The 20,028-nt window shown below is 29.1% G+C and carries 16 protein-coding genes; 7 read left to right on the top strand and 9 right to left on the bottom strand.

Annotation, left to right across the window (positions count from 1 at the left end; all coding sequences use genetic code 11):
• The first annotated feature begins 274 nt into the window (after positions 1-274).
• Complete coding sequence (gene priA / locus BTO07_RS03660) at positions 275-2,719, top strand: replication restart helicase PriA (protein WP_198342504.1); 2,445 nt, start codon at positions 275-277, stop codon at positions 2,717-2,719.
• Positions 2,720-2,818: 99 nt separating this feature from the next.
• Here priA and BTO07_RS03665 read toward each other — a convergent pair whose 3' ends face one another.
• A complete protein-coding gene (locus tag BTO07_RS03665) occupies positions 2,819-3,994 on the bottom strand; it encodes a GlmU family protein (protein WP_087519940.1) in 1,176 nt (391 codons plus the stop codon).
• A 101-nt stretch (positions 3,995-4,095) separates the two neighbouring features.
• On the bottom strand, positions 4,096-4,863 hold the full coding sequence (locus BTO07_RS03670; protein WP_087519941.1) for a choice-of-anchor V domain-containing protein: 768 nt from the start codon (positions 4,861-4,863) through the stop codon (positions 4,096-4,098).
• 273 nt (positions 4,864-5,136) lie between these two features.
• Here BTO07_RS03670 and BTO07_RS03675 point away from each other — a divergent pair, with 273 nt between their 5' ends.
• Positions 5,137-5,511 carry a 6-phosphogluconate dehydrogenase gene (locus tag BTO07_RS03675; protein WP_087519942.1) on the top strand — a complete coding sequence of 125 codons (375 nt, stop codon included), beginning with the start codon at positions 5,137-5,139 and terminating at the stop codon, positions 5,509-5,511.
• Positions 5,512-6,057, top strand: a complete 546-nt coding sequence (locus BTO07_RS03680) for an acyl-CoA thioesterase (RefSeq protein WP_087519943.1) — start codon at positions 5,512-5,514, stop codon at positions 6,055-6,057. It abuts the gene before it with no gap.
• A gap of 105 nt (positions 6,058-6,162) precedes the next feature.
• Here BTO07_RS03680 and bshA read toward each other — a convergent pair whose 3' ends face one another.
• Both bshA and BTO07_RS03690 read right to left on the bottom strand, forming a co-directional pair.
• Complete coding sequence (gene bshA / locus BTO07_RS03685; RefSeq protein ID WP_087519944.1) at positions 6,163-7,299, bottom strand: N-acetyl-alpha-D-glucosaminyl L-malate synthase BshA; 1,137 nt, start codon at positions 7,297-7,299, stop codon at positions 6,163-6,165.
• A 180-nt stretch (positions 7,300-7,479) separates the two neighbouring features.
• A complete protein-coding gene (locus tag BTO07_RS03690) occupies positions 7,480-8,325 on the bottom strand; it encodes a transketolase (protein WP_087519945.1) in 846 nt (281 codons plus the stop codon).
• Between the two features lie 306 nt (positions 8,326-8,631).
• Between BTO07_RS03690 and BTO07_RS03695 the strand changes: the two genes are divergently transcribed.
• On the top strand, positions 8,632-10,341 hold the full coding sequence (locus BTO07_RS03695; protein ID WP_157663276.1) for a helix-turn-helix domain-containing protein: 1,710 nt from the start codon (positions 8,632-8,634) through the stop codon (positions 10,339-10,341).
• Here BTO07_RS03695 and BTO07_RS03700 read toward each other — a convergent pair.
• The 4 genes from BTO07_RS03700 to dnaB form a co-directional block, all read right to left on the bottom strand.
• On the bottom strand, positions 10,338-11,522 hold the full coding sequence (locus tag BTO07_RS03700) for an asparagine synthetase B (RefSeq protein WP_087519947.1): 1,185 nt from the start codon (positions 11,520-11,522) through the stop codon (positions 10,338-10,340). The genes BTO07_RS03695 and BTO07_RS03700 overlap by 4 nt on opposite strands.
• A 77-nt stretch (positions 11,523-11,599) precedes the next feature.
• Positions 11,600-11,911 carry a type II toxin-antitoxin system RelE/ParE family toxin gene (locus tag BTO07_RS03705; RefSeq protein WP_087519948.1) on the bottom strand — a complete coding sequence of 104 codons (312 nt, stop codon included), beginning with the start codon at positions 11,909-11,911 and terminating at the stop codon, positions 11,600-11,602.
• 3 nt (positions 11,912-11,914) lie between these two features.
• Positions 11,915-12,139: a hypothetical protein gene (locus BTO07_RS03710; protein WP_087519949.1), complete on the bottom strand. Its 225-nt coding sequence runs from the start codon at positions 12,137-12,139 to the stop codon at positions 11,915-11,917.
• Between the two features lie 165 nt (positions 12,140-12,304).
• Positions 12,305-13,813: a replicative DNA helicase gene (dnaB, locus tag BTO07_RS03715; RefSeq protein WP_087519950.1), complete on the bottom strand. Its 1,509-nt coding sequence runs from the start codon at positions 13,811-13,813 to the stop codon at positions 12,305-12,307.
• Positions 13,814-13,950: 137 nt separating this feature from the next.
• On the opposite strand from dnaB, the gene BTO07_RS03720 reads away from it, so the two are divergent.
• The 3 genes from BTO07_RS03720 to BTO07_RS03730 all read left to right on the top strand — a co-directional run bounded on the left by BTO07_RS03720 (position 13,951) and on the right by BTO07_RS03730 (position 19,400).
• Positions 13,951-15,027 carry a DUF3810 domain-containing protein gene (locus BTO07_RS03720; RefSeq protein ID WP_087519951.1) on the top strand — a complete coding sequence of 359 codons (1,077 nt, stop codon included), beginning with the start codon at positions 13,951-13,953 and terminating at the stop codon, positions 15,025-15,027.
• Positions 15,028-15,124: 97 nt separating this feature from the next.
• Positions 15,125-18,079 carry an amidohydrolase family protein gene (locus BTO07_RS03725; RefSeq protein WP_087519952.1) on the top strand — a complete coding sequence of 985 codons (2,955 nt, stop codon included), beginning with the start codon at positions 15,125-15,127 and terminating at the stop codon, positions 18,077-18,079.
• Positions 18,080-18,098: 19 nt separating this feature from the next.
• Positions 18,099-19,400 (top strand): amidohydrolase family protein, encoded by a 1,302-nt coding sequence (locus tag BTO07_RS03730; protein ID WP_087519953.1) that lies wholly within the window; start codon positions 18,099-18,101, stop codon positions 19,398-19,400.
• A 111-nt stretch (positions 19,401-19,511) separates the two neighbouring features.
• Here BTO07_RS03730 and BTO07_RS03735 read toward each other — a convergent pair whose 3' ends face one another.
• Positions 19,512-19,988, bottom strand: coding sequence for a hypothetical protein (locus tag BTO07_RS03735; protein WP_087519954.1), 477 nt, complete (start codon positions 19,986-19,988; stop codon positions 19,512-19,514).
• Positions 19,989-20,028: the final 40 nt, after the last annotated feature.

Consider the following 20,028-nt stretch of genomic DNA (forward strand, 5'->3'; position numbering starts at 1 on the left):
TTGAACTTTCTTTGCATCAAAATCAATTATAGTAATACTATTTTTTTTCTATCGTCTTTAAGTCTGAATGAAAAAGGTGACTAAATATGTTTTTTATGAAACTCATTTTACAGAAAATATTGTTTATAAATTTCTGAATACATTGTAGTGAATTTTATGTAATTTTGAATCTTTACATACATATCGAAATAAGCTTTTTTAAGCAATGGTGAAATCTTCTTTTTATGATGAGATCCCTGCTATTGTCGGAATAAAAAACATAAAATAATTTTATTTGTTACATTATATAGACGTCATATTACCAATTCCTATTCAGAAAACATTTACGTATTCTGTTACAGAAGAAGAAGCTAATTTTCTACAGAAAGGAATGCGTGTTGCAGTTTCTTTCGGAAAATCAAAAATGTATTCTGCATTGGTTCTAAATATTCATCAAACAAAACCGACGCTATATGAAGCTAAAGAAATTCATCAGATTTTAGATGAAACACCTTTGGTAAATGAGAGGCAATTACAACATTGGCAATGGATTTCTGATTATTACATCTGTTCTTTAGGTGATGTTTATAGAGCTTCTTTACCTTCTGCTTTTTTGTTAGAAAGTGAAACAATTATTAATAAAAATGAAACGTTTACGGAAGATGACATTTTAGCTGATGATGAGTTCTTAATTTTTGAAGCGTTACAACATCAATCTCAGTTAACGATTCATCAAGTTGCAGATATTTTAGGAAAGAAAAAAGTAATGCCAATTGTAAATGGATTGATTAAAAAATCTGCAATTACAATTAAAGAAGAAATTTACGAGCAATACAAACCCAAGTTGGTAAAATATGTTCGTTTACATGCTGATTATTCTTCTGATGATTCTTTAGGTAAATTACTAGAAGAATTATCTAGAGCAAAAAAACAACGTGAAGCCGTTTTAGGATTTTTTCAGTTATCAACTTCTAAGAAACCAATAAAATCGAAAGAATTAGAAGAAAAAGCTGCTGTTTCATCCACCATTTTAAAATCGTTAGTCGATAAAAATATCTTTGAATTTTATCATATTCAAACAGACAGAATTCAATATAAAGGAGATACAAATGATTTAAAAGTACTAAATGAGTTTCAAGAAAAAGCACTTCTAGAGATCAAAGAAACCTTTAAAGAAAAAGATGTTACGCTTTTACACGGAATTACAAGTTCTGGTAAAACAGAAGTATATACAAAGTTAATTCAGGAAGTTTTAGATGAAGGAAAACAAGTTTTATTCTTGTTACCAGAAATTGCTTTAACAACGCAAATTATTACACGTTTACAGTTTTATTTTGGGGAGCAGATTTCTGTTTTTCATTCAAAATACTCAATGAATGAACGTGTAGAAGTTTGGAATAACGTTTTAGAGAATAAACCAAAAGCGAGAATCATTTTAGGAGCTCGTTCTTCCATATTTTTACCGTTTTCTAATCTAGGATTAATTGTTGTAGATGAAGAGCATGAAACTTCTTACAAGCAATTTGAACCTTCACCACGATACAATGCTCGTGATTCTGCTATTGTTTTAGCAAAAATTCATAAAGCAAAAATCTTGTTAGGATCTGCCACTCCATCTTTAGAAACTTATTTTAATGCGCAACAAAACAAATATGGTTTTGTTGAATTAAATAGACGTCATGGAAATGTGCAATTGCCAACAATTGAATTGATAGATGTTAAAGAAAAGCAACGGAAAAAGGAAATGAAAGGTCATTTTTCTGATAGATTGCTAAAATTGATTCAAGAAGCTTTAGATTTAAAAGAACAAGTAATCTTATTTCAAAATAGACGTGGGTTTTCACCAGTTGTAGAGTGTAAAACCTGTGGAGTTTCGCCTCAATGTCCTAATTGTGATGTGAGTTTAACGTTTCATAAATTTAGACACGAATTACGTTGTCATTATTGTAATTATCAAAGAGCAATGCCAAATAGTTGTGGCGCTTGTGGAAGCAATACTTTAGATAATAAAGGTTTTGGAACAGAACAAATTGAGTTGGAATTAAAAGAACTTTTTCCCGATTTTAAAATCGGAAGAATGGATTTAGATACAACGCGTGGTAAATATGGATATCAGAAAATAATTGGCGCTTTTGAAGCAAAAGAAATTGATGTTTTAGTAGGAACACAAATGTTATCTAAAGGGTTAGATTTTGAAAATGTTTCTTTAGTTGGTGTTTTAAGTGCAGATTCGATGCTTAATTTCCCCGATTTTAGAGCACATGAACGTGCGTATGATATGATGGTACAAGTTTCTGGTAGAGCTGGTAGAAGTAAAAAACAAGGAAATGTTGCCATACAAACCTTTAATCCTCATCATCAAATATTACAACAAGTTTCTACTACAAATTATGTAGAAATGTATAAAGAACAGTTGCAAGAACGTTGGCAATATAAATATCCTCCTTATTATAGATTGATTAAAATAACACTAAAACACAAAGATTATAACAAAGTTGATAGTGGTGTTAATTGGTTAGCAAAAGCATTGGAAAACTCTTTTGGAGAACATGTTTTAGGTCCGACTGCTCCTGCAGTTTCTAGAATTAGAAATCAATATATTAAGAATATTGTGATTAAGATTCCGCCAAAACAGAGTTTAGCAAACACAAAAAAACAACTTCAAAAGATAAAAGATACTTTTGAAGTTGTTAAAGATTTTAGACCAATCAGATTTATTACTGATGTTGATCCGTATTAATTAAATTGTTCTTTTTTCAATCAAAAAATGAAATGATGATTTCACAAAAATTGTCATTTCATCAGAGAGAGAAACGAACGATGAAAAATCTAAACTGATTTAATAATTTCTATATTTTTTCGTTTCTTCAAAAACGTGTTCTAAGATTTTTTGTTCTTTTTCATCAAAAACAATGTCTCTACGTTTCATTACAACTTCTGCAACCTCAAAAACTTTATTGGTTTTGTATTCTGTAAATCCTGATGCTCCTCCCCAACTAAAAGAGGGAACAAAGTTTCTTGGAAATCCGCTTCCAAAAAGATTAGCACTTACACCAACTACTGTTCCTGTATTAAACATGGTATTTATTCCACATTTAGAATGATCTCCCATCATTAAACCACAAAATTGTAATCCTGTTTTTGCAAAACGACCAGTTTCATAATTCCACAGTTTTACTTCTGCGTAATTATTTTTAAGATTAGAATTGTTTGTATCCGCACCTAAATTACACCATTCTCCTAAAACCGAATTCCCTAAATAACCATCGTGACCTTTACTCGAATACCCAAATAAAACGGAATTACTAACCTCACCTCCTACTTTACAATAAGGACCTAATGTTGTTCCTCCATAAATTTTAGCTCCCATTTTTAGCACTGAATGTTCACACATTGCAAATGGACCTTTTACAGCAGAGTTTTCTAAAATAACAGCGTCTTTACCAATATAAATTGGACCTTCGGATGCATTTAAAGTTGCAAAAGTAATTTCTGCACCTTCTTCAATAAAGATATTCTCTTTATTAATACAACGAGTTCCTTCTGGTATTGGTTGAGATGTTCTTCCTTCTGTAATTAAATCGAAATCTTGTTGAATCGCTTCTGCATTTAAAGAGAATATATCCCAAGTATTTTTTACTTGTAAAATAGCTTCTTCAAATTCAATTTGTTTGTATTCATCAAAATTTACTTCTTCTTGAGAATCTGAAGTATAAAATGCAATTACATCTTCCCCTTTAAAAATAGCTTCATTTTTTGATAATTCTTTGATTTTATCAACCAAGCTTTCAGTAGGACAAAAAGAAGCGTTTATCAAAATATTTTCTTCCATTTCTACCATCGGATATTTTTCTTCTAAATATTCCTCAGTAACGGTTGTTGTCGTTAAACCTAAATGATTTTCCCATTTTTCTCTAATGGTTAAAATCCCTATTCTTATGTCTGCAACTGGTTTTGTATATGTAAATGGTAATAGAGCGTTTCTAACATCTCCATCAAATAGAATATAATTCATTTTTTCTTTTTTGAAGTAATACAAATTTACTTTAAAATGAGCACAAAAAAAACCGATTGTAATAATTACAACCGATTTTTATCAATTTGAATAATAAAAGATTATTTTTTGATGAACTTCTGACTTCCTATTTTATCATCAGTTAATACTTTTAAGATATAAACACCTTTACTTAAACTATACACATCAATATTATTATCAACTGTAGAAATTGTTTTTGATAAGGCTAATCTACCAACATAATCATAAAACTGAACCGTTGCTTTTTCTGATCCAGAAGGCAATTGTATTGTTAAACTTTCTGTTGCTGGGTTTGGAAACACATCAAATTTTAAACGTTTTGCTTCTGAAATACCTAATACTTGAGCAGATGTACTTGCTGTTACAACTTGATCTCCAGAAGTCATTCCATCACCATTTGTCGCATTTACTGCAGTATAAAAAGTAACTTCTCCTTCATTTGTAGCGGGTGATGTCCATGTAAAAGACCAATTACCGCTAGAAGATGGAGATAATTGTGTAATTCTTTGACCACTAACTCTAGATCCAGAACCTTCTGTAAAACTACCAATTTTACTTTTCGAATTATTTTCTGCGGTCAATTGAAAACCTAATTTTGATGATGATGATGTTGAGTTTACATTTATTGTATATGTTTTATTCAACTCATAACCATCAACAGGGATATTTGTAGTAATACTAGGAGTTAATCCAAAATTACCACCACTATGACATTGAGTACATGTATTTCCTCCATCACCAGGAGAACCTGTAGTATTTCCATCTCTTCCACTAGCACTTGACATTAATAAAAATGCTGAAACTGGAATTAACAATAATAAAAATTTTAAAAAGTAATGTTTTTTCATCTTAATTTGGTTTTAGTTAATGATAGTTAAATGGTTGTCGTAATTTTCCTTATACAATTACATGTAATTTACAATAATTATAATCTTTTTTTATGAAACTACTAATAATACTTAAAAAGCACTGTTTTTTATTCAATACAGTAAATAAAACTATAATTTCGCAGCTAGAAAATTAAAATCATTTGAAAAGGAAAAAATGATGCTCAAAAAGGAAAAAATGAGCTTGAATTTTCAATAAAAGAACTGTAAAAATTATAATTGTATTTTTGAAACATGAAAAAAATCATTGGCGTTTTAATTAGTGTTGCTATTATAGGAGCAGTTTTGTATTATCTTTTTATCTATTTTATAACCTATAGTACCGGAGTAAGATCTGGTGAGTTAATAAAAATTAGCAGGAAAGGAGTTCTCGTTAAAACTTGGGAAGGAGAAATAAGTCAAGGTATTTCTGGTGCACAAATTTTTACTTTTTCTGTAGAAGATAAAAACGAAAAAGTCATAGAAAATTTACAGAAATTTCAAGGAAATTACGTTAAGCTAACTTACAAAGAGCGATATAAAACTTTCTTTTGGTTAGGAGATACAGAATATTTTATAACAAAGGTTGAACAAGAACAATCACCACATTTTACTAACAAAATTAATTAAATGAAAACGTTTAAACACATATCAGAATCACAGCTTAAAATTACAGAGTTAATGAAACCTATTAACTCTAATTTTAGCGGTAAGATTCATGGGGGACATATTTTAAACCTAATGGATCAAATTGCATTTGCCTGTGCTTCTAAGCATTCAGGAAACTATTGTGTAACTGCTTCTGTAAATAAAGTAGATTTTTTAAATCCTATTGAAGTAGGAGAACTTGTTACAATGAAAGCTTCTGTTAATTATACAGGTAGAACCTCTATGGTTGTTGGTTTACGTGTAGAATCTGAAAATATTAGAACTGGTGAGATTAAGCATTGTAATTCTTCATATTTTACCATGGTTGCAAAAGATGAAGAAGGTAAAAGTGTACCTGTTCCGGGTATTGTTTTAACAACTAAAAGTGAGGTTAGGCGTTTTGCTAGAAGCATTACTAGACAAAATGAAAGTAGTCATAGAGTTTCTAGATTTAGTAGTAAAGTCTTTAAAACTGAAGATTATTTAGATTTACTAAAAGACAGTAACTCTAAAATTGATTTAAAATAATCATTATTTGTAACCTACTGAAATAAAACTACATAGGATACTGTTTCAGGACGAGACAAATATTAAACATAAAAAAGCTCAAACATTTGTTTGAGCTTTTTCTTTTTATTGAACCTTACTTTTATAACAAGATTTGTAAATATCTTCATAAACTGGAAGAATATTTTCTAATGAAAATCTTTTTGTATGCTCTCTTGCATTCTCTTTAAAGGTTTCTAATGTTTTATCATCCTTTAAAATTGAAATCGCATTTTTTGCCATGTCTTGTACATCACCCAAATCACTTAAATAACCCGTTACTCCTGGTATATTAACCTCAGGTAAACCTCCTGTATTGGTAGAAATTACAGCTGTTTTTGCTGCCATAGCTTCCAAAGCAGCTAAACCAAAACTTTCTGTTTGAGACGGTAATAAAAAGATATCTGAATAACAAAGTACTTTTGTTACTTCAGAACTATTTCCTAAGAATAGTACATCATCAGAAATTTTTAATTTATTTACTAAATTTTCAGCTTTTAATCTATCAGGACCTTCACCAATCATTAATAATTTAGATGGAATTTCTTTTTGAACTTCATAAAAAATCTTGATTACATCTTCTACTCTTTTAACAGGTCTAAAATTACTTATGTGGGTTAAAATACGTTCATGAGGTTTTGCAATTGCAATTCTATTACACTTTTGGTTATGTGCGTTATCGTACTTTTCTACATCAATAAAATTATATATAACCTGAATATCATTTTTAATATTAAAAAGCCTGTTGGTTGTCTTTTTTAAATCATTTGACACTGCAGTTACTACATCAGAATTATTAATACTAAATTCTACAGCTGTTTTATACGTTGGATGACTACCTACTAAAGTAATATCTGTTCCGTGTAAAGTTGTAACTACTTTTACCGAAAGACCTTTTTCTTTCAGCATTTGTTTTGCCATATAAGCTGCATATGCATGAGGAATTGCATAATGTACGTGTAAAACTTCTAATTGATGCTTTTCTACAACTTCAACCATTTTACTTGATAAAGCCAATTCATAAGGTTGATATTCAAAAAGTGGATATTCTTCAATAACTACTTGATGAAAATGTAAATGATGTGACAAAAAATCTAAACGAACAGGTTGATTATAAGTGATAAAGTGTACTTCATGCCCTTTATCTGCCAATGCCATTCCTAATTCTGTAGCTACTACTCCACTTCCTCCAAATGTTGGATAACAAACAATTCCTATTTTCATAAAATGTTGAAAAGATTAAATGAATCTAAAGTTAATTAGATAATTTCTATTTTACTTCTTAGTTGTAAAGATAAAGGTATTCTTACATTAGAAATCTAAATAAAAGCATAAAAAAAGAGTTTTTCATCTTCATGAAAAACTCTTTACTATTTTAATTTTTGAATCTTTTAATTTAATTTTCTAGTAATCTCCTAAAGTTTCAGGATTTTGAGATAAAGCATTTTCTAATTGCTCATCACTAGGTGCTTTACCATGCCAAGCATGTGTATGCATCATAAAATCTACTCCATTACCCATTTCTGTATATAATAAGATACAAACTGGCTTTCCTTTTCCTGTTAATGCTTTTGCTTCAGCTAAACCAGCTAAAATTGCTTCAACATCATTTCCTTTTTTTACTTCTAAAACATCCCAATCAAAAGCTTCAAATTTGGCTTTGATGCTTCCCATTGCTAAAACTTCATCAGTAGTACCGTCAATTTGTTTTTCATTTAAATCGATTGTACAAATAATATTATCAACTTTTTTTGCTGATGCATACATAATTGCTTCCCAGTTTTGACCTTCTTGCAATTCACCATCACCATGTAAAGTGTATACTATTTTATCATCTCCATTTAATTTTTTAGCTTGTGCAGCTCCAATACCAACAGACATTCCTTGACCTAAAGATCCAGAAGCAATTCTTATCCCAGGTAAACCTTCATGTGTAGTTGGGTGTCCTTGTAAACGAGAATTTAATAATCTAAAAGTATTTAGTTCTTCTACAGGAAAAAATCCACTGTGAGCCAAAACACTATAAAATACTGGAGAAATATGTCCGTTAGAAAGGAAAAATAAATCTTCATTTTTTCCATCCATCGTAAATTCAGTAGAGTAATCCATTACTTCTTGGTATAAGCAAGTAATAAATTCTGCACATCCTAAAGATCCTCCTGGGTGACCAGAGCTTACTTTATGAACCATACGTAAAATATCTCTACGAACTTGTTGGGTAAAATCTTGTAATTGTTGAGTTGTTGGCATTTTGTTATTTTATTTTGTTGACAAAAGTAATTTTTTATAAACAATGGACAAAATAAAAACGAAAGTAAAAGAAAGGTTTGGTTATTTCTTTTTCACATAAATTTCCCACTAATATTATCTACTGATAATTTAAACCCTTCTTTTTTACTTTGTTCCGTAAATATATTTTAAAAAAGGAGCTAATAAAAAATTGATATGTCGTAATTCATGAATCTAGAACTATTAGGTACAAATGGGAAAGCTAAACACCTGACAATTAAAAATTAAAGAAAAGTGCTTTAAAGACTTATAGAATAGAGTATTTTCGTGAAAAATTCTATAAAATTGAAATATTACCCTACTTTTATTACTATTTTTTTATTAATTTATTCGATAAATCTTTCAAGTCAAACAAAAGATTCATTAAGCACACTTAATTTTGATGAATTAGCTGATAAGTATTATGAATATAAATTTACAGATTCTATAAAATCGAAAGCGTATGCACATGCTATTTTTAATAAGTCAATAAGAGAAAAAGATACTATAAATGCTATTGATGGTAAATATTTTTTAAGTGAAGTATATAAAAAATACTCGATTTATATTAACTATCTTGATTCAATAATATTATTAACAAAAACGAAACCTAACAAAATGTTTCCTGCTTTTTCATATATGGAAAAGGGGCTTTTCTATTTTCATAAAGAAATTAAAACTAAATCTTTAAAAAATTGGATTCTTGCTTTAAAACACACTAATTTAAATCCAAATGATAGCTTAAAGTATATCATTAAAAAAAATATTGGATCTTTAAATTTTAGTAATAAAGAGTTTTCAAAAACTAAAGAGTTATATTTAGAATGTTTAAGTTACTATGAAAAAAACAATAACAAAATAGATTATTATAACTACTTCTCTCTGTTATTTAATACTTCTAAAGTATATTTAAATTTAAATGATATTGATTCAACCATAATTTACAATGATAAAGCACTTCATTATGCCTCAAAAATGAAAGACAGCATATTTATAGGATTTTGTTTAAATAGAAAAGGTGATATAGAGTACCTTTCTAAAAATTTTCAAAAAGCTATAGAAAAAAGCACTAGTTCTCTTCCATATATTGTTAAAGATGAGAATTATAGAGTTTTGTTTAAAACATATAATCTAATTGCTAAATCTTTTTCAAAATTAAATGATTCTAAAAATTCCTTGAAATACAATTTTCTAATAGACTCTTTATATAATAAAACTCATATAACACATAAATCTCAATTGAGTAGTTATACTTATTTAATGAATCATTACAAAGAGGAAAATGATTTAAAAAATCAATTAAAATATATTGAAAAATATTTAAAAACTGATAGTATATTAAATAGTAGAAATAATAATATTTTAAAAATTTATTCTGAAGAATATTACAAACCAAAATTAATTGCTGAAAAAGAAGCAATTATTACTGAGCTAAAAGGAAATATTTCTGTTTTTAAAAAAACAAAAACTTATTTAATTTTCTTTTCAATTGTTGCAATTTTATTTTCCTTTTATCAGTATAATAAAAGAAAAGTTCAAAAAAAGAACTTTAATAAAGTTATATCTGATTTAAAAAACAAAAAAACAGCATTACCTATTATAAATGAAAATAAAATTGAAAGTAATAACATATCTAAAGAGGTTACTAAAGACATTTTAAGCAAATTAATTTCTTTTGAAAAATCAGAAGGTTTTACAAATTCTAGTATCACTCTAAGTATATTAGCAAAGGAATTAAACACAAACTCTAATTACTTATCAAAAATAATAAATCAATATAAAGGTATAAACTTCTCTACGTATCTAAATAAGTTAAGAATCAATTATACACTCTCTTTATTAGAAGAAAACGAAGTAATAAGAAAATATACAATTGCTGCAATAGCAACTGAAGTTGGTTTTAAAAGTACAGAATCTTTTTCTAAAGCCTTTTTTAAAGAAACAAAATTGAAACCTTCTTTTTATATAAAAGAATTAGAAAATCGAAAAGTAGCTTAAGTTTTTTGCTTCTTTTTCTTTGCTGCAGGAAACAAAACATTATTCAAAATTAAACGATATCCAGGTGAAGTTGGATGTAAATCTAATTCCGTTTTAGGGTCTCCTACTCGATGTGTATAATCTTCAGGATCATGACCTCCATAAAAAGTAAACATTCCTTTTCCTTTTGTACCATGAATATAACGTGCTTCTCTATTGGTTTTATTTTCACCTAAAACCAATACATTTGTTTTAACAGTATTACGATCAAAAGAAGTAGTTTGTCCCATAAATCCTTTAACTAAAGTTGTATGGTTTTGCGTTAACATTGTTGGAACAGGATCCCACTTTGCAGAAAACTCTACCAAAGAAAAATAATCTGATGTTTTTGGAATTTTACGTTTACGAGTCATATCAATTGTAGAAAACTCATACGTAGTTGGGTTTCTGATTAATTGAAAGTCTTTAAAAGCTAATGTTTTATTGTAATTAATTTTTGATTGATAATTAGGTTCAGAGGCATCTCCATCGAACATTGCTTCAGCAATATCTGTTCCTTCTGCAGACAATGCAATATCAAAACTATCAGTTGCAGAACACATTGCAAACATAAATCCGCCACCAATTACAAAGTCTCTAATTTTTTTGGCAACCGCTAATTTTTCTTGTGATACTTTAGAATATCCTAATTCTGTTGCTAATTTTTCTGCTCTTAGTTTTCCTTCAATATACCAAGGTGCAGTTCTAAAAGAACCATAAAAACGCCCATATTGACCAGTAAAATCTTCATGATGTAAATGTACCCACTCATATATTAGTAGCTTATCTGCTAAAACATCTTTGTCATAAATTACGTCAAAAGGAATTTCTGCGTAGGTTAAAACCATAGTAACAGCATCATCCCAAGGCATTTTATCTTTTGGAGAATACACTGCAATTTTTGGAGCTTTTTCTAATGTTACAGCATCTTGATTAGAAGATGGAGCAGCAATTTCTTGTAATATTATTTGAGATTTTGCATCAGAAATTATTTGATAAGAAACGCCACGTATTTTACATTCATTTTCTACAATTTTATTGTTTTCTATTAAAAAAGCACCTCCATCGTAATTTAACAACCATTTGGATTTTAAACCTGCTTCTAATGAAAAAAAGACAATTCCGTATGCTTTTAAATGGTTTTTCTGATTATCATGATTCATTGGTACATAAATAAAAGATGCCCAAATTGAGTTTGATACTAAAAGAAACGTAAGTATTATTAAGAGTTTTTTCAAATTTAGTATCTATTTTGAATATTGATTTTATCTGAATTTTGTCTAGTATCAAAAACATCAGTAATCAATAAACCTTCTTTTACGGGTTTATAAATTATTTTATAATTTCCTTTTACTAAATATCTATAATTTTGATTTAACTTTTTTAGAGCTTTTTCTTCTGAACCAGAAAAAGGGTGTTTAAGAAGTTGTTTTGTAGTAGAAAAAATATCTTTTTTTATTTTATTAGCAATTTTAATTGAAACTTTTTCTTTGTGATAAAAATGAATTTCTTTAATCATTCTTATTGCGAAATCAGACCAAATTACTTTCATAATTTACCAGTTTTCACTTTCCTTCTCTAATTCATCTTGAGTTTTATAATTCCCTTTTAAATAATCACTATTAGACTCCTCTGCTCTTAAAATTAATTCTTCTTCAGAAAAAACAAGGAATTCTTCTTTTAATTCTAAAACAGAACTTTCTATTTTCTTAAAAAGTTTTTCATCTTTAAGAGATATTAAATATTCTATTAAACTCAATTTCCTTGCTTGTAAACTCATAAAAAATTGTTTAATTTCAAAGTTACGAAAATTAAAAGTTAATAAATCCTAAAAAAAGAGGTCAATATAAGTAGTTTTTATTCTTTATTGGAATCTAAAAACAGAAATACACAATTACTTTAACGCAATTGTGTATTTCTATAATTTTATAATTTCTTTATCAGCTTAGAAAGGAACATCATCACCAAAAGCATCTTTAGGCTGTATGCTTTCTCCAGGAAAAACATCATCTGGAAAATCTGCATTCATAGATGATTGAAATTCGGAGCTAAAGCCTTCTTCTAAATCTGAGAATTTTGCTAAATGACCTGTAAATTTCAAACGAATATTATCTAAACCACCATTTCTATGTTTTGCAACAATAAATTCACCTTGTCCTTCACATGGCGTGTGTTCATCATCATCCCATTCTGTCATTCCATAATATTCTGGACGGAAAATAAAAGATACAATATCTGCATCTTGCTCAATTGCTCCAGATTCACGTAAATCAGAAAGTAAAGGTCTTTTAGATCCTCCACGTGTTTCTACAGCACGAGATAATTGAGAAAGTGCAATTACTGGCACTTCTAATTCTTTTGCTAAAGCTTTTAAGTTTCTCGAAATCATAGAGATTTCTTGTTCACGATTTCCACCTGCTTTTCCACCTGCTGTCATTAATTGTAAATAATCAATTACAATAATTTTTACACCGTGTTGCGATACCAATCTTCGGGCTTTTGCACGTAAATCGAAAACAGAAAGTGATGGTGTATCATCAATAAAAATAGGAGCATCAGATAATTTCTTAACTTTTACATTTAATTGTTCCCATTCATGTGCTTCTAAATTTCCTTTTCTTAATTTTTCTGAAGTTAAACCCGTTTCTGAAGAAATCATACGTGTAATTAACTGTACAGAAGACATCTCTAATGAGAATACTGCAACTCCATGTCCAAAATCGATTGCCATATTTTTTGCCATCGAAATTACAAATGCCGTTTTTCCCATACCAGGACGTGCAGCTATAATAACTAAATCGGATGGTTGCCAACCAGAAGTTAATGCATCTAGTTTGGTAAAACCTGTCTCTAAACCAGACATTCCTTCTGAGTTACCAATTTCTTGAATCTTTTTTAAAGCTTGTTTTACAAGTGAACCTGCAGCTTCAGAACTTTTCTTTAAATTCCCTTGGGTAACTTCAAAAAGTTTTGCTTCAGCATCATCTAATAATTCGAAAACATCTGTGCTTTCATCATACGCATTTTCTATAATTTCTGATGAAATTGAGATTAATTTACGCTGTATATATTTTTGTAAAATGATTCTAGCATGGAACTCAATGTGTGCAGAAGAGGCTACTTTTTGAGTTAAACGAATCAAAGAAAAATCACCACCAACAAATTCTAACTTTCCATTCTTTTTTAACAAGTTTGATACTGTTAAAAGGTCAATAGGTTCAGAATTTTGGAACAATTCATAAATTGCTGCATAAATTTCTTGGTGCTTCTGATCGTAAAAAGCATCTGAACTTAAGACGTCAATAACGTCATCAATTCCCTTCTTATCAATCATCATTGCGCCCAATACAGCTTCCTCTAATTCTACTGCCTGTGGCGGAATCTTCCCTTTTTCAAGATTTACTAATCTTGATTTGTCTATCTTTTTTCCTGCAACAGGACTCGTTTTTTCCATTATTACAAATGTACTTTTTTTACATGTTAAATTGTACTTTGATGTGCAATTTTCTTTGTTCACAAAACTGTATAAGAATTGTTATTAATATGTTAATAACTACCTAACTTCCAAAATGAAACATTATTTTTACATCAATGAAATGGAATAAGACCCACATTTTTTTAGCAATTTTCTTACCAATTCAAATACTTTTGATGAAATTGGTGGCAGAAAATCCTGCTTTTATTGAACGTTATTATTCAAACGGAATCTATCCAACCATTTCATCCTTTTTTAGAATCCTTTTAGGTTGGATTCCTTTTTCCGTTGGGGATTTATTATTGGCTTTTGGACTCTTTCTTTTTATCCGTTTCCTGTTTCGATTAATAAAAACGAGATTCAAAAATTTTATTCCTAAAATCATTCATTTAATTGCTGTCTTTTCTGTTATTTATTTCTGTTTTTATCTTTTTTGGGGACTGAATTATTATAGAGAACCATTAGCTAAAAACTTAAACTATCAACAAAAAAAGTATACAACTGCACAACTTCAAAAAGTTACTGAACATATTGTTGAAAACCTGAATTATTATCAACTAAAAATCACAAAAAACGATACTTTAAAAATTGAAAACCCTTATTCTCAAAAGGAAATGTATCAAATGGCAATTTCCGGTTATAATCATTTATCTGAAGATTTTCCGCAGTTAAAATATCAACATCCATCCGTAAAAAGTTCTTTAATGAGTTTGTTACAAACCTATAATGGTACTGGTGGATATTTAAATCCGTTAACTGGTGAAGCGCAAGTAAATGATCGGATTCCTAAATCTGGTTATCCTACAACTACCTGTCATGAAATGGCGCATCAAATTGGATTTGCAGCAGAAAACGAAGCCAATTTTATTGGTTTTTTAGCGGCTAATTATAATGACGACGTTTATTTTAAATATGCAAGTTATAGAATGGCTTTTGGCTATTGTATTTCTGAATTAAGAAAACGAGACAAAAACGTATCCAAAGAACTTTGGAAAACTGTAAACAGAGGAGTTTCTAAAGATTTTAATGCGAGTTATCAGTTTTGGCAAGCCTATAAAAATCCTTTCGAACCTTTGGTGAAAAAAGGATACAACGCTTACTTAAAGGCAAATAAACAAGACAAAGGTGTGCAATCTTATAATTATGTTGTTGATTTGTTTATCAGTTATTTTGAAACTTCTTCAAAAACTTAAACTTCTTAAAATTATGTTAAAATAACTACTTTTAACATTTTACAAAATGGTTCTAGTTAATTTACAGACCTAAACTAAACAACTAATTCAAACTTTTATGAGAAAATTACTCTTATTTTTCTCCTTATTTGTCGCATTTTCTATGCATTCGCAAGAGTATTTCCCAACAAATACAGGTGTAAAAACAACTATGAATAAAGTAGTCGCTTTTAAAAACGCTACTATTTATGTAACTCCGAAAAAAGTTATTAAAAAAGGAACTTTATTAGTAAAAGACGGCAAAGTTGTAGCTGTTGGTAAATCTGTATCTATTCCAAAAGGAACAGAAATCATTGATTTGGCAGGAAAAACAATCTACCCTTCTTTTATAGATATCTATTCAAGTTTTGGAATCACAAAACCTAAAAGTAACCCTACAAGTAGACGAAGTGGAAAACCACAATATGATGCTTCTAGAAAAGGTTTTTATTGGAACGATCATATTAGACCAGAAACCAAAGCTGCAAATTCATTTAAATTTGATGATAAAAAAGCAACCGATTATTTAAAAGCTGGTTTTGGCGTTGTAAATACACATTTACAAGACGGAATTGTTCGTGGAAATGGACTATTAGTTGCACTAAATTCTAATTCTTCAGATGCGTATCGGATTTTAGAAAATACGTCTGCACAATATTTATCATTTAGTAAAAGTGCTTTATCAAAACAATCTTACCCAACTTCTAAAATGGGTGCTATGGCTTTATTGCGTCAAATGTATTTAGATGCAAAATGGTATGCAGATGGAAATACAAAAAACTCAGACCAATCTTTAGAAGCTTTAAATACAAATAAAAATTTGCTGCAAATTTTTGAAGCTAGTAGTTGGTTAGATGTTTTAAGAGCTGATAAAATTGGTGATGAATTTAATATTCAATATACAATTCTTGGTGGTGGAGATGAATATGAAAGAATCAATGAGATTAAGAAAACAAATGCGAGTTTAATTATTCCGATTAATTTTCAAGATGCTTATGATGTTAGCAATCCTTTAATTGCAAAACAGATTCCTTTAAGTGATATGCGTAAGTGGAATCAAGAACCATCTAACTTAAGTGTTTTAGCTAAAAACGGAATTAATTTTGCCTTAACAACTCACAAATTAAAATCAGTAAATTCTTTCCATAAAAATCTACAGAAAGCTATAAAGTATGGTTTTAATAAGGAAAAAGCTTTAGAATCTTTAACAACAACTCCTGCTAAATTATTAAGTAAAACTACAATTGGTAATTTAAATATTGGTAGTTATGCGAATTTTATTATTACATCAGGTGACGTTTTTGACAGCAAAACAACTATTTATGAAAACTGGGTTCAAGGTGATAAAAATGTAATAAATGATATGAATCTCAAAGATATTACTGGTGATTACAACGTAAGTGTTAATGGAAAAAACTATGCGCTTTCAATTACTGGTAAAGGAACGAAACAAATTGGTGCTGTAAAATTGAATGATGAAAAAGTGAAATCGAAATTTTCTTTTAAAGATGGATGGATTCACTTAACAATTATGGACAATGGTTATACAAGATTAATTGGTCAAATAATTAATGCTTCTAATGTAATGCAAGGAACTGCTTATGATGAAGCTGGTAATGAATCTAATTGGTCGGCATCAAAAACATTTAGAAAAGACAGTAAAAAGAAAAAAGAGGATAAAAAGAAAGAAGATGCTGTAACTCTTTTACCTGTAAGTTATCCGAATGTTGGTTATGGTAATTTTACATTGCCAAAACAAGAAACTATTTTAATTAAGAACGCAACAGTTTGGACTTCTGAAGACGAAGGAATCTTAGAAAATACAGACGTTTTAATTAAAGACGGAAAAATTGAAAAAATTGGTCAAAATTTAAAATCTAGCAGAGCAAAAGTAATTGATGGAACTGGAAAATATTTAACTGCAGGAATCATTGATGAGCATTCTCACATTGCTACATCGGCAGTAAATGAGGCAGGTCATAACTCAACTGCAGAAGTATCTATAGAAGATGTTGTAAATCCTACTGATATGAATATCTACCGAAATTTAGCTGGTGGAGTTACTTCTATTCAAATTTTACATGGTTCTGCAAATCCTATTGGTGGGCGTTCTGCAATCATCAAACTAAAATGGGGAGAAAATGCTGAGGGTTTAATTTACAAAGATTCGCCTAAGTTTATCAAATTTGCTTTGGGTGAAAACGTAAAACAATCTAATTGGGGAGAAAATAATAACATTCGTTTTCCACAAACAAGAATGGGAACAGAACAGGTTTTTATAGATTATTTTCAAAGAGCAAAAGAATATGATGCTTTAAAGAAAAGCGGAAAACCGTATAGAAAAGACATTGAATTAGAAACTTTAGCTGAAATTATTAATAAAGAGCGTTTTATTTCTTGTCATTCTTATGTGCAATCAGAAATTAATATGTTGATGAAAGTTGCTGATAAATTCAATTTTAACATCAACACATTTACACACATTTTAGAAGGATATAAAGTTGCTGATAAAATGAAAGAACATGGTGTTGGTGCTTCTACTTTTTCTGATTGGTGGGCATATAAATACGAAGTTTTAGATGCAATACCTTATAATGCTGCAATTTTAGCAAACCAAGGAATTACAGTTGCTATTAATTCTGATGACAGAGAAATGTCTAGAAGATTGAATCAAGAAGCTGCTAAAACTATTAAATATGGTGGAATGTCTGAGTTAGAAGCATGGAAAATGGTGACTATTAATCCTGCAAAATTATTGCATTTAGATAACAGAACTGGTTCTATTAAAGTTGGTAAAGATGGTGATGTTGTTTTATGGAGTCATAATCCACTTTCAATTTATGCAAAAGCAGAAAAGACAATTATAGATGGAACAATTTATTTTGATATCGAAAAAGATTTAGAAAAACGTGAATCCATCAAAAACGAGAAAAGCAAATTGTTAAAAATGATGCTTTCAGAAAAAATGAAAGGTGGAAAAACGGTGATGCCAAAGAAAAAACGTAACCAAAACTTTCATTGTGATTCAGAATAAGAACCTAAAAACAGACAAAATGAAAAAACAATATATATATAGTTTGGTATGTTTCTTATTCCTTTTAGGAAACGTATCTGCACAACAAACACCTGCTCCAAAACAAATCACTGCTTTTTCTATTGAAGGAGCAACAGCACATTTAGGAAATGGAAAAGTGATTGAAAATTCACTAATTATGTTTGCTGATGGTAAAATTACATTTGTTGGTAGTGCAATGATGAAAATTGCAAGATCAGGAACCATTATAAACGCAAAAGGAAAACATATTTACCCAGGTTTTATTGCTGCAAATGCATCTTTAGGTTTGGTAGAAATTGATGCTGTAAGAGCAACTGATGATGAAGATGAAGTTGGGTCAATGTTGCCACATATTAGAAGTTTAATTGCATACAATGCAGAAAGTAAAGTTGTAGAATCGATGAGACCAAATGGTGTTTTCATGGGGCAAATAACACCTCGAGGAGGAACAATTTCTGGTACTTCTTCTATTATGCAATTTGATGCTTGGAACTGGGAAGATGCTGCGATTAAAAAAGATGATGCAATTCATATTAATTGGCCAGGGAGTTTAACTCGTGGTCGTTGGTGGATGGGAGAAGATCCTGCTTTAAAAGAAGATAAAAACTACGCTAAAAAAATTGAGAAAATCACAACTTTCTTTTCTGAAGCAAAAAGATATTTAGCAAGTAACACTTCAACAGAAAACCTACCTTTTAAAGCTACAAAAGGGTTATTTGATGGTTCTCAAAAAATATTTATTCATATAAATGGCGAAAGAGAAATTACAGACGCTATAAAATCATTTAAAAAACTAGGCATAAATAACATGGTGTTAGTTCATGCTAAAGGCGCTGAAAATGTTGCCGATTTATTAGTTAAAAATAACATTTCTGTTATTATAGACAGATCTCATAGAATTCCTAATGGAGAAGATGATGATTATGATTTATCATACAGAAATGCGAAGATTTTAATTGATAAAGGAATCATTGTTGGTTTAGGAATGGAAGGACAAATGGAACGTATGAATACTAGAAACTTACCGTTTTATGCAGGAACTTATGCTGCTTTTGGTGTTGATAAAGAAGAAGCTTTAAAAATGATTACTTCTAACAATGCAAAAATATTAGGTATTGATCATTTAGTAGGAACCTTAGAAGTAGGTAAAGATGCTACTCTATTTATTTCTGAAGGTGATGCTTTAGACATGAGAGGAAATATTTTAACAGATGCTTTTATACAAGGTAGAAAAATTAGTTTAGAAACACATCAAACAAAACTTTGGAAACGTTATTCTAATAAATACAAAACAAATTAATTCTATTTTACACAACAATAAAAAGGCTCGCAATTGCGAGCCTTTTTAATTGAAATAAATTTCAAAATTAAACTATAAAAATCACTTTTTCTTTTTCTCTATAAGGAGAAATTAATTATCACAATTATAATAATCATAGCCATAATCTTTGGCTCCTATTCTTATTTTGTTAACGTAAACATATATTGAAGAACCCGATTTAACTAAATAGTAACTCCCTTTTGTACCATTATTTCCATCAACATGTATTCTATCTGTAGTTTTTCCTGATTGTTTAATTTCATATTTTTCATTTGGGGAAACTGCTTTGTATGAAAAATGTATCTTCTGTTTGTATCTATTTCTAAATTGTATAGACCATCTGTATTTTTTAGCATACTTATTATATCCATCATTTTTAACTCTAAAATCTAACCCCCTTAAACAATCAGTTGTGTTCCAATTCCCCCAACCTTGACTATCAATTTCAGTCAAAGGAATTTCTATCTTTAAATAATCATCGCTTGCTATCTTTTCTTCATTTACAGTAAAAGACATCGTAGATAAAGCGATCATCGTTATTGCTAATAATAAATTCAGTTTTTTCATCTTTTTATATTTTAAGATTAGTACAATGCAAATATTGATT

Origin of the sequence: Polaribacter sp. SA4-12 (genome assembly GCF_002163675.1) — a bacterium.
In the GTDB taxonomy this organism is placed as follows: domain Bacteria; phylum Bacteroidota; class Bacteroidia; order Flavobacteriales; family Flavobacteriaceae; genus Polaribacter.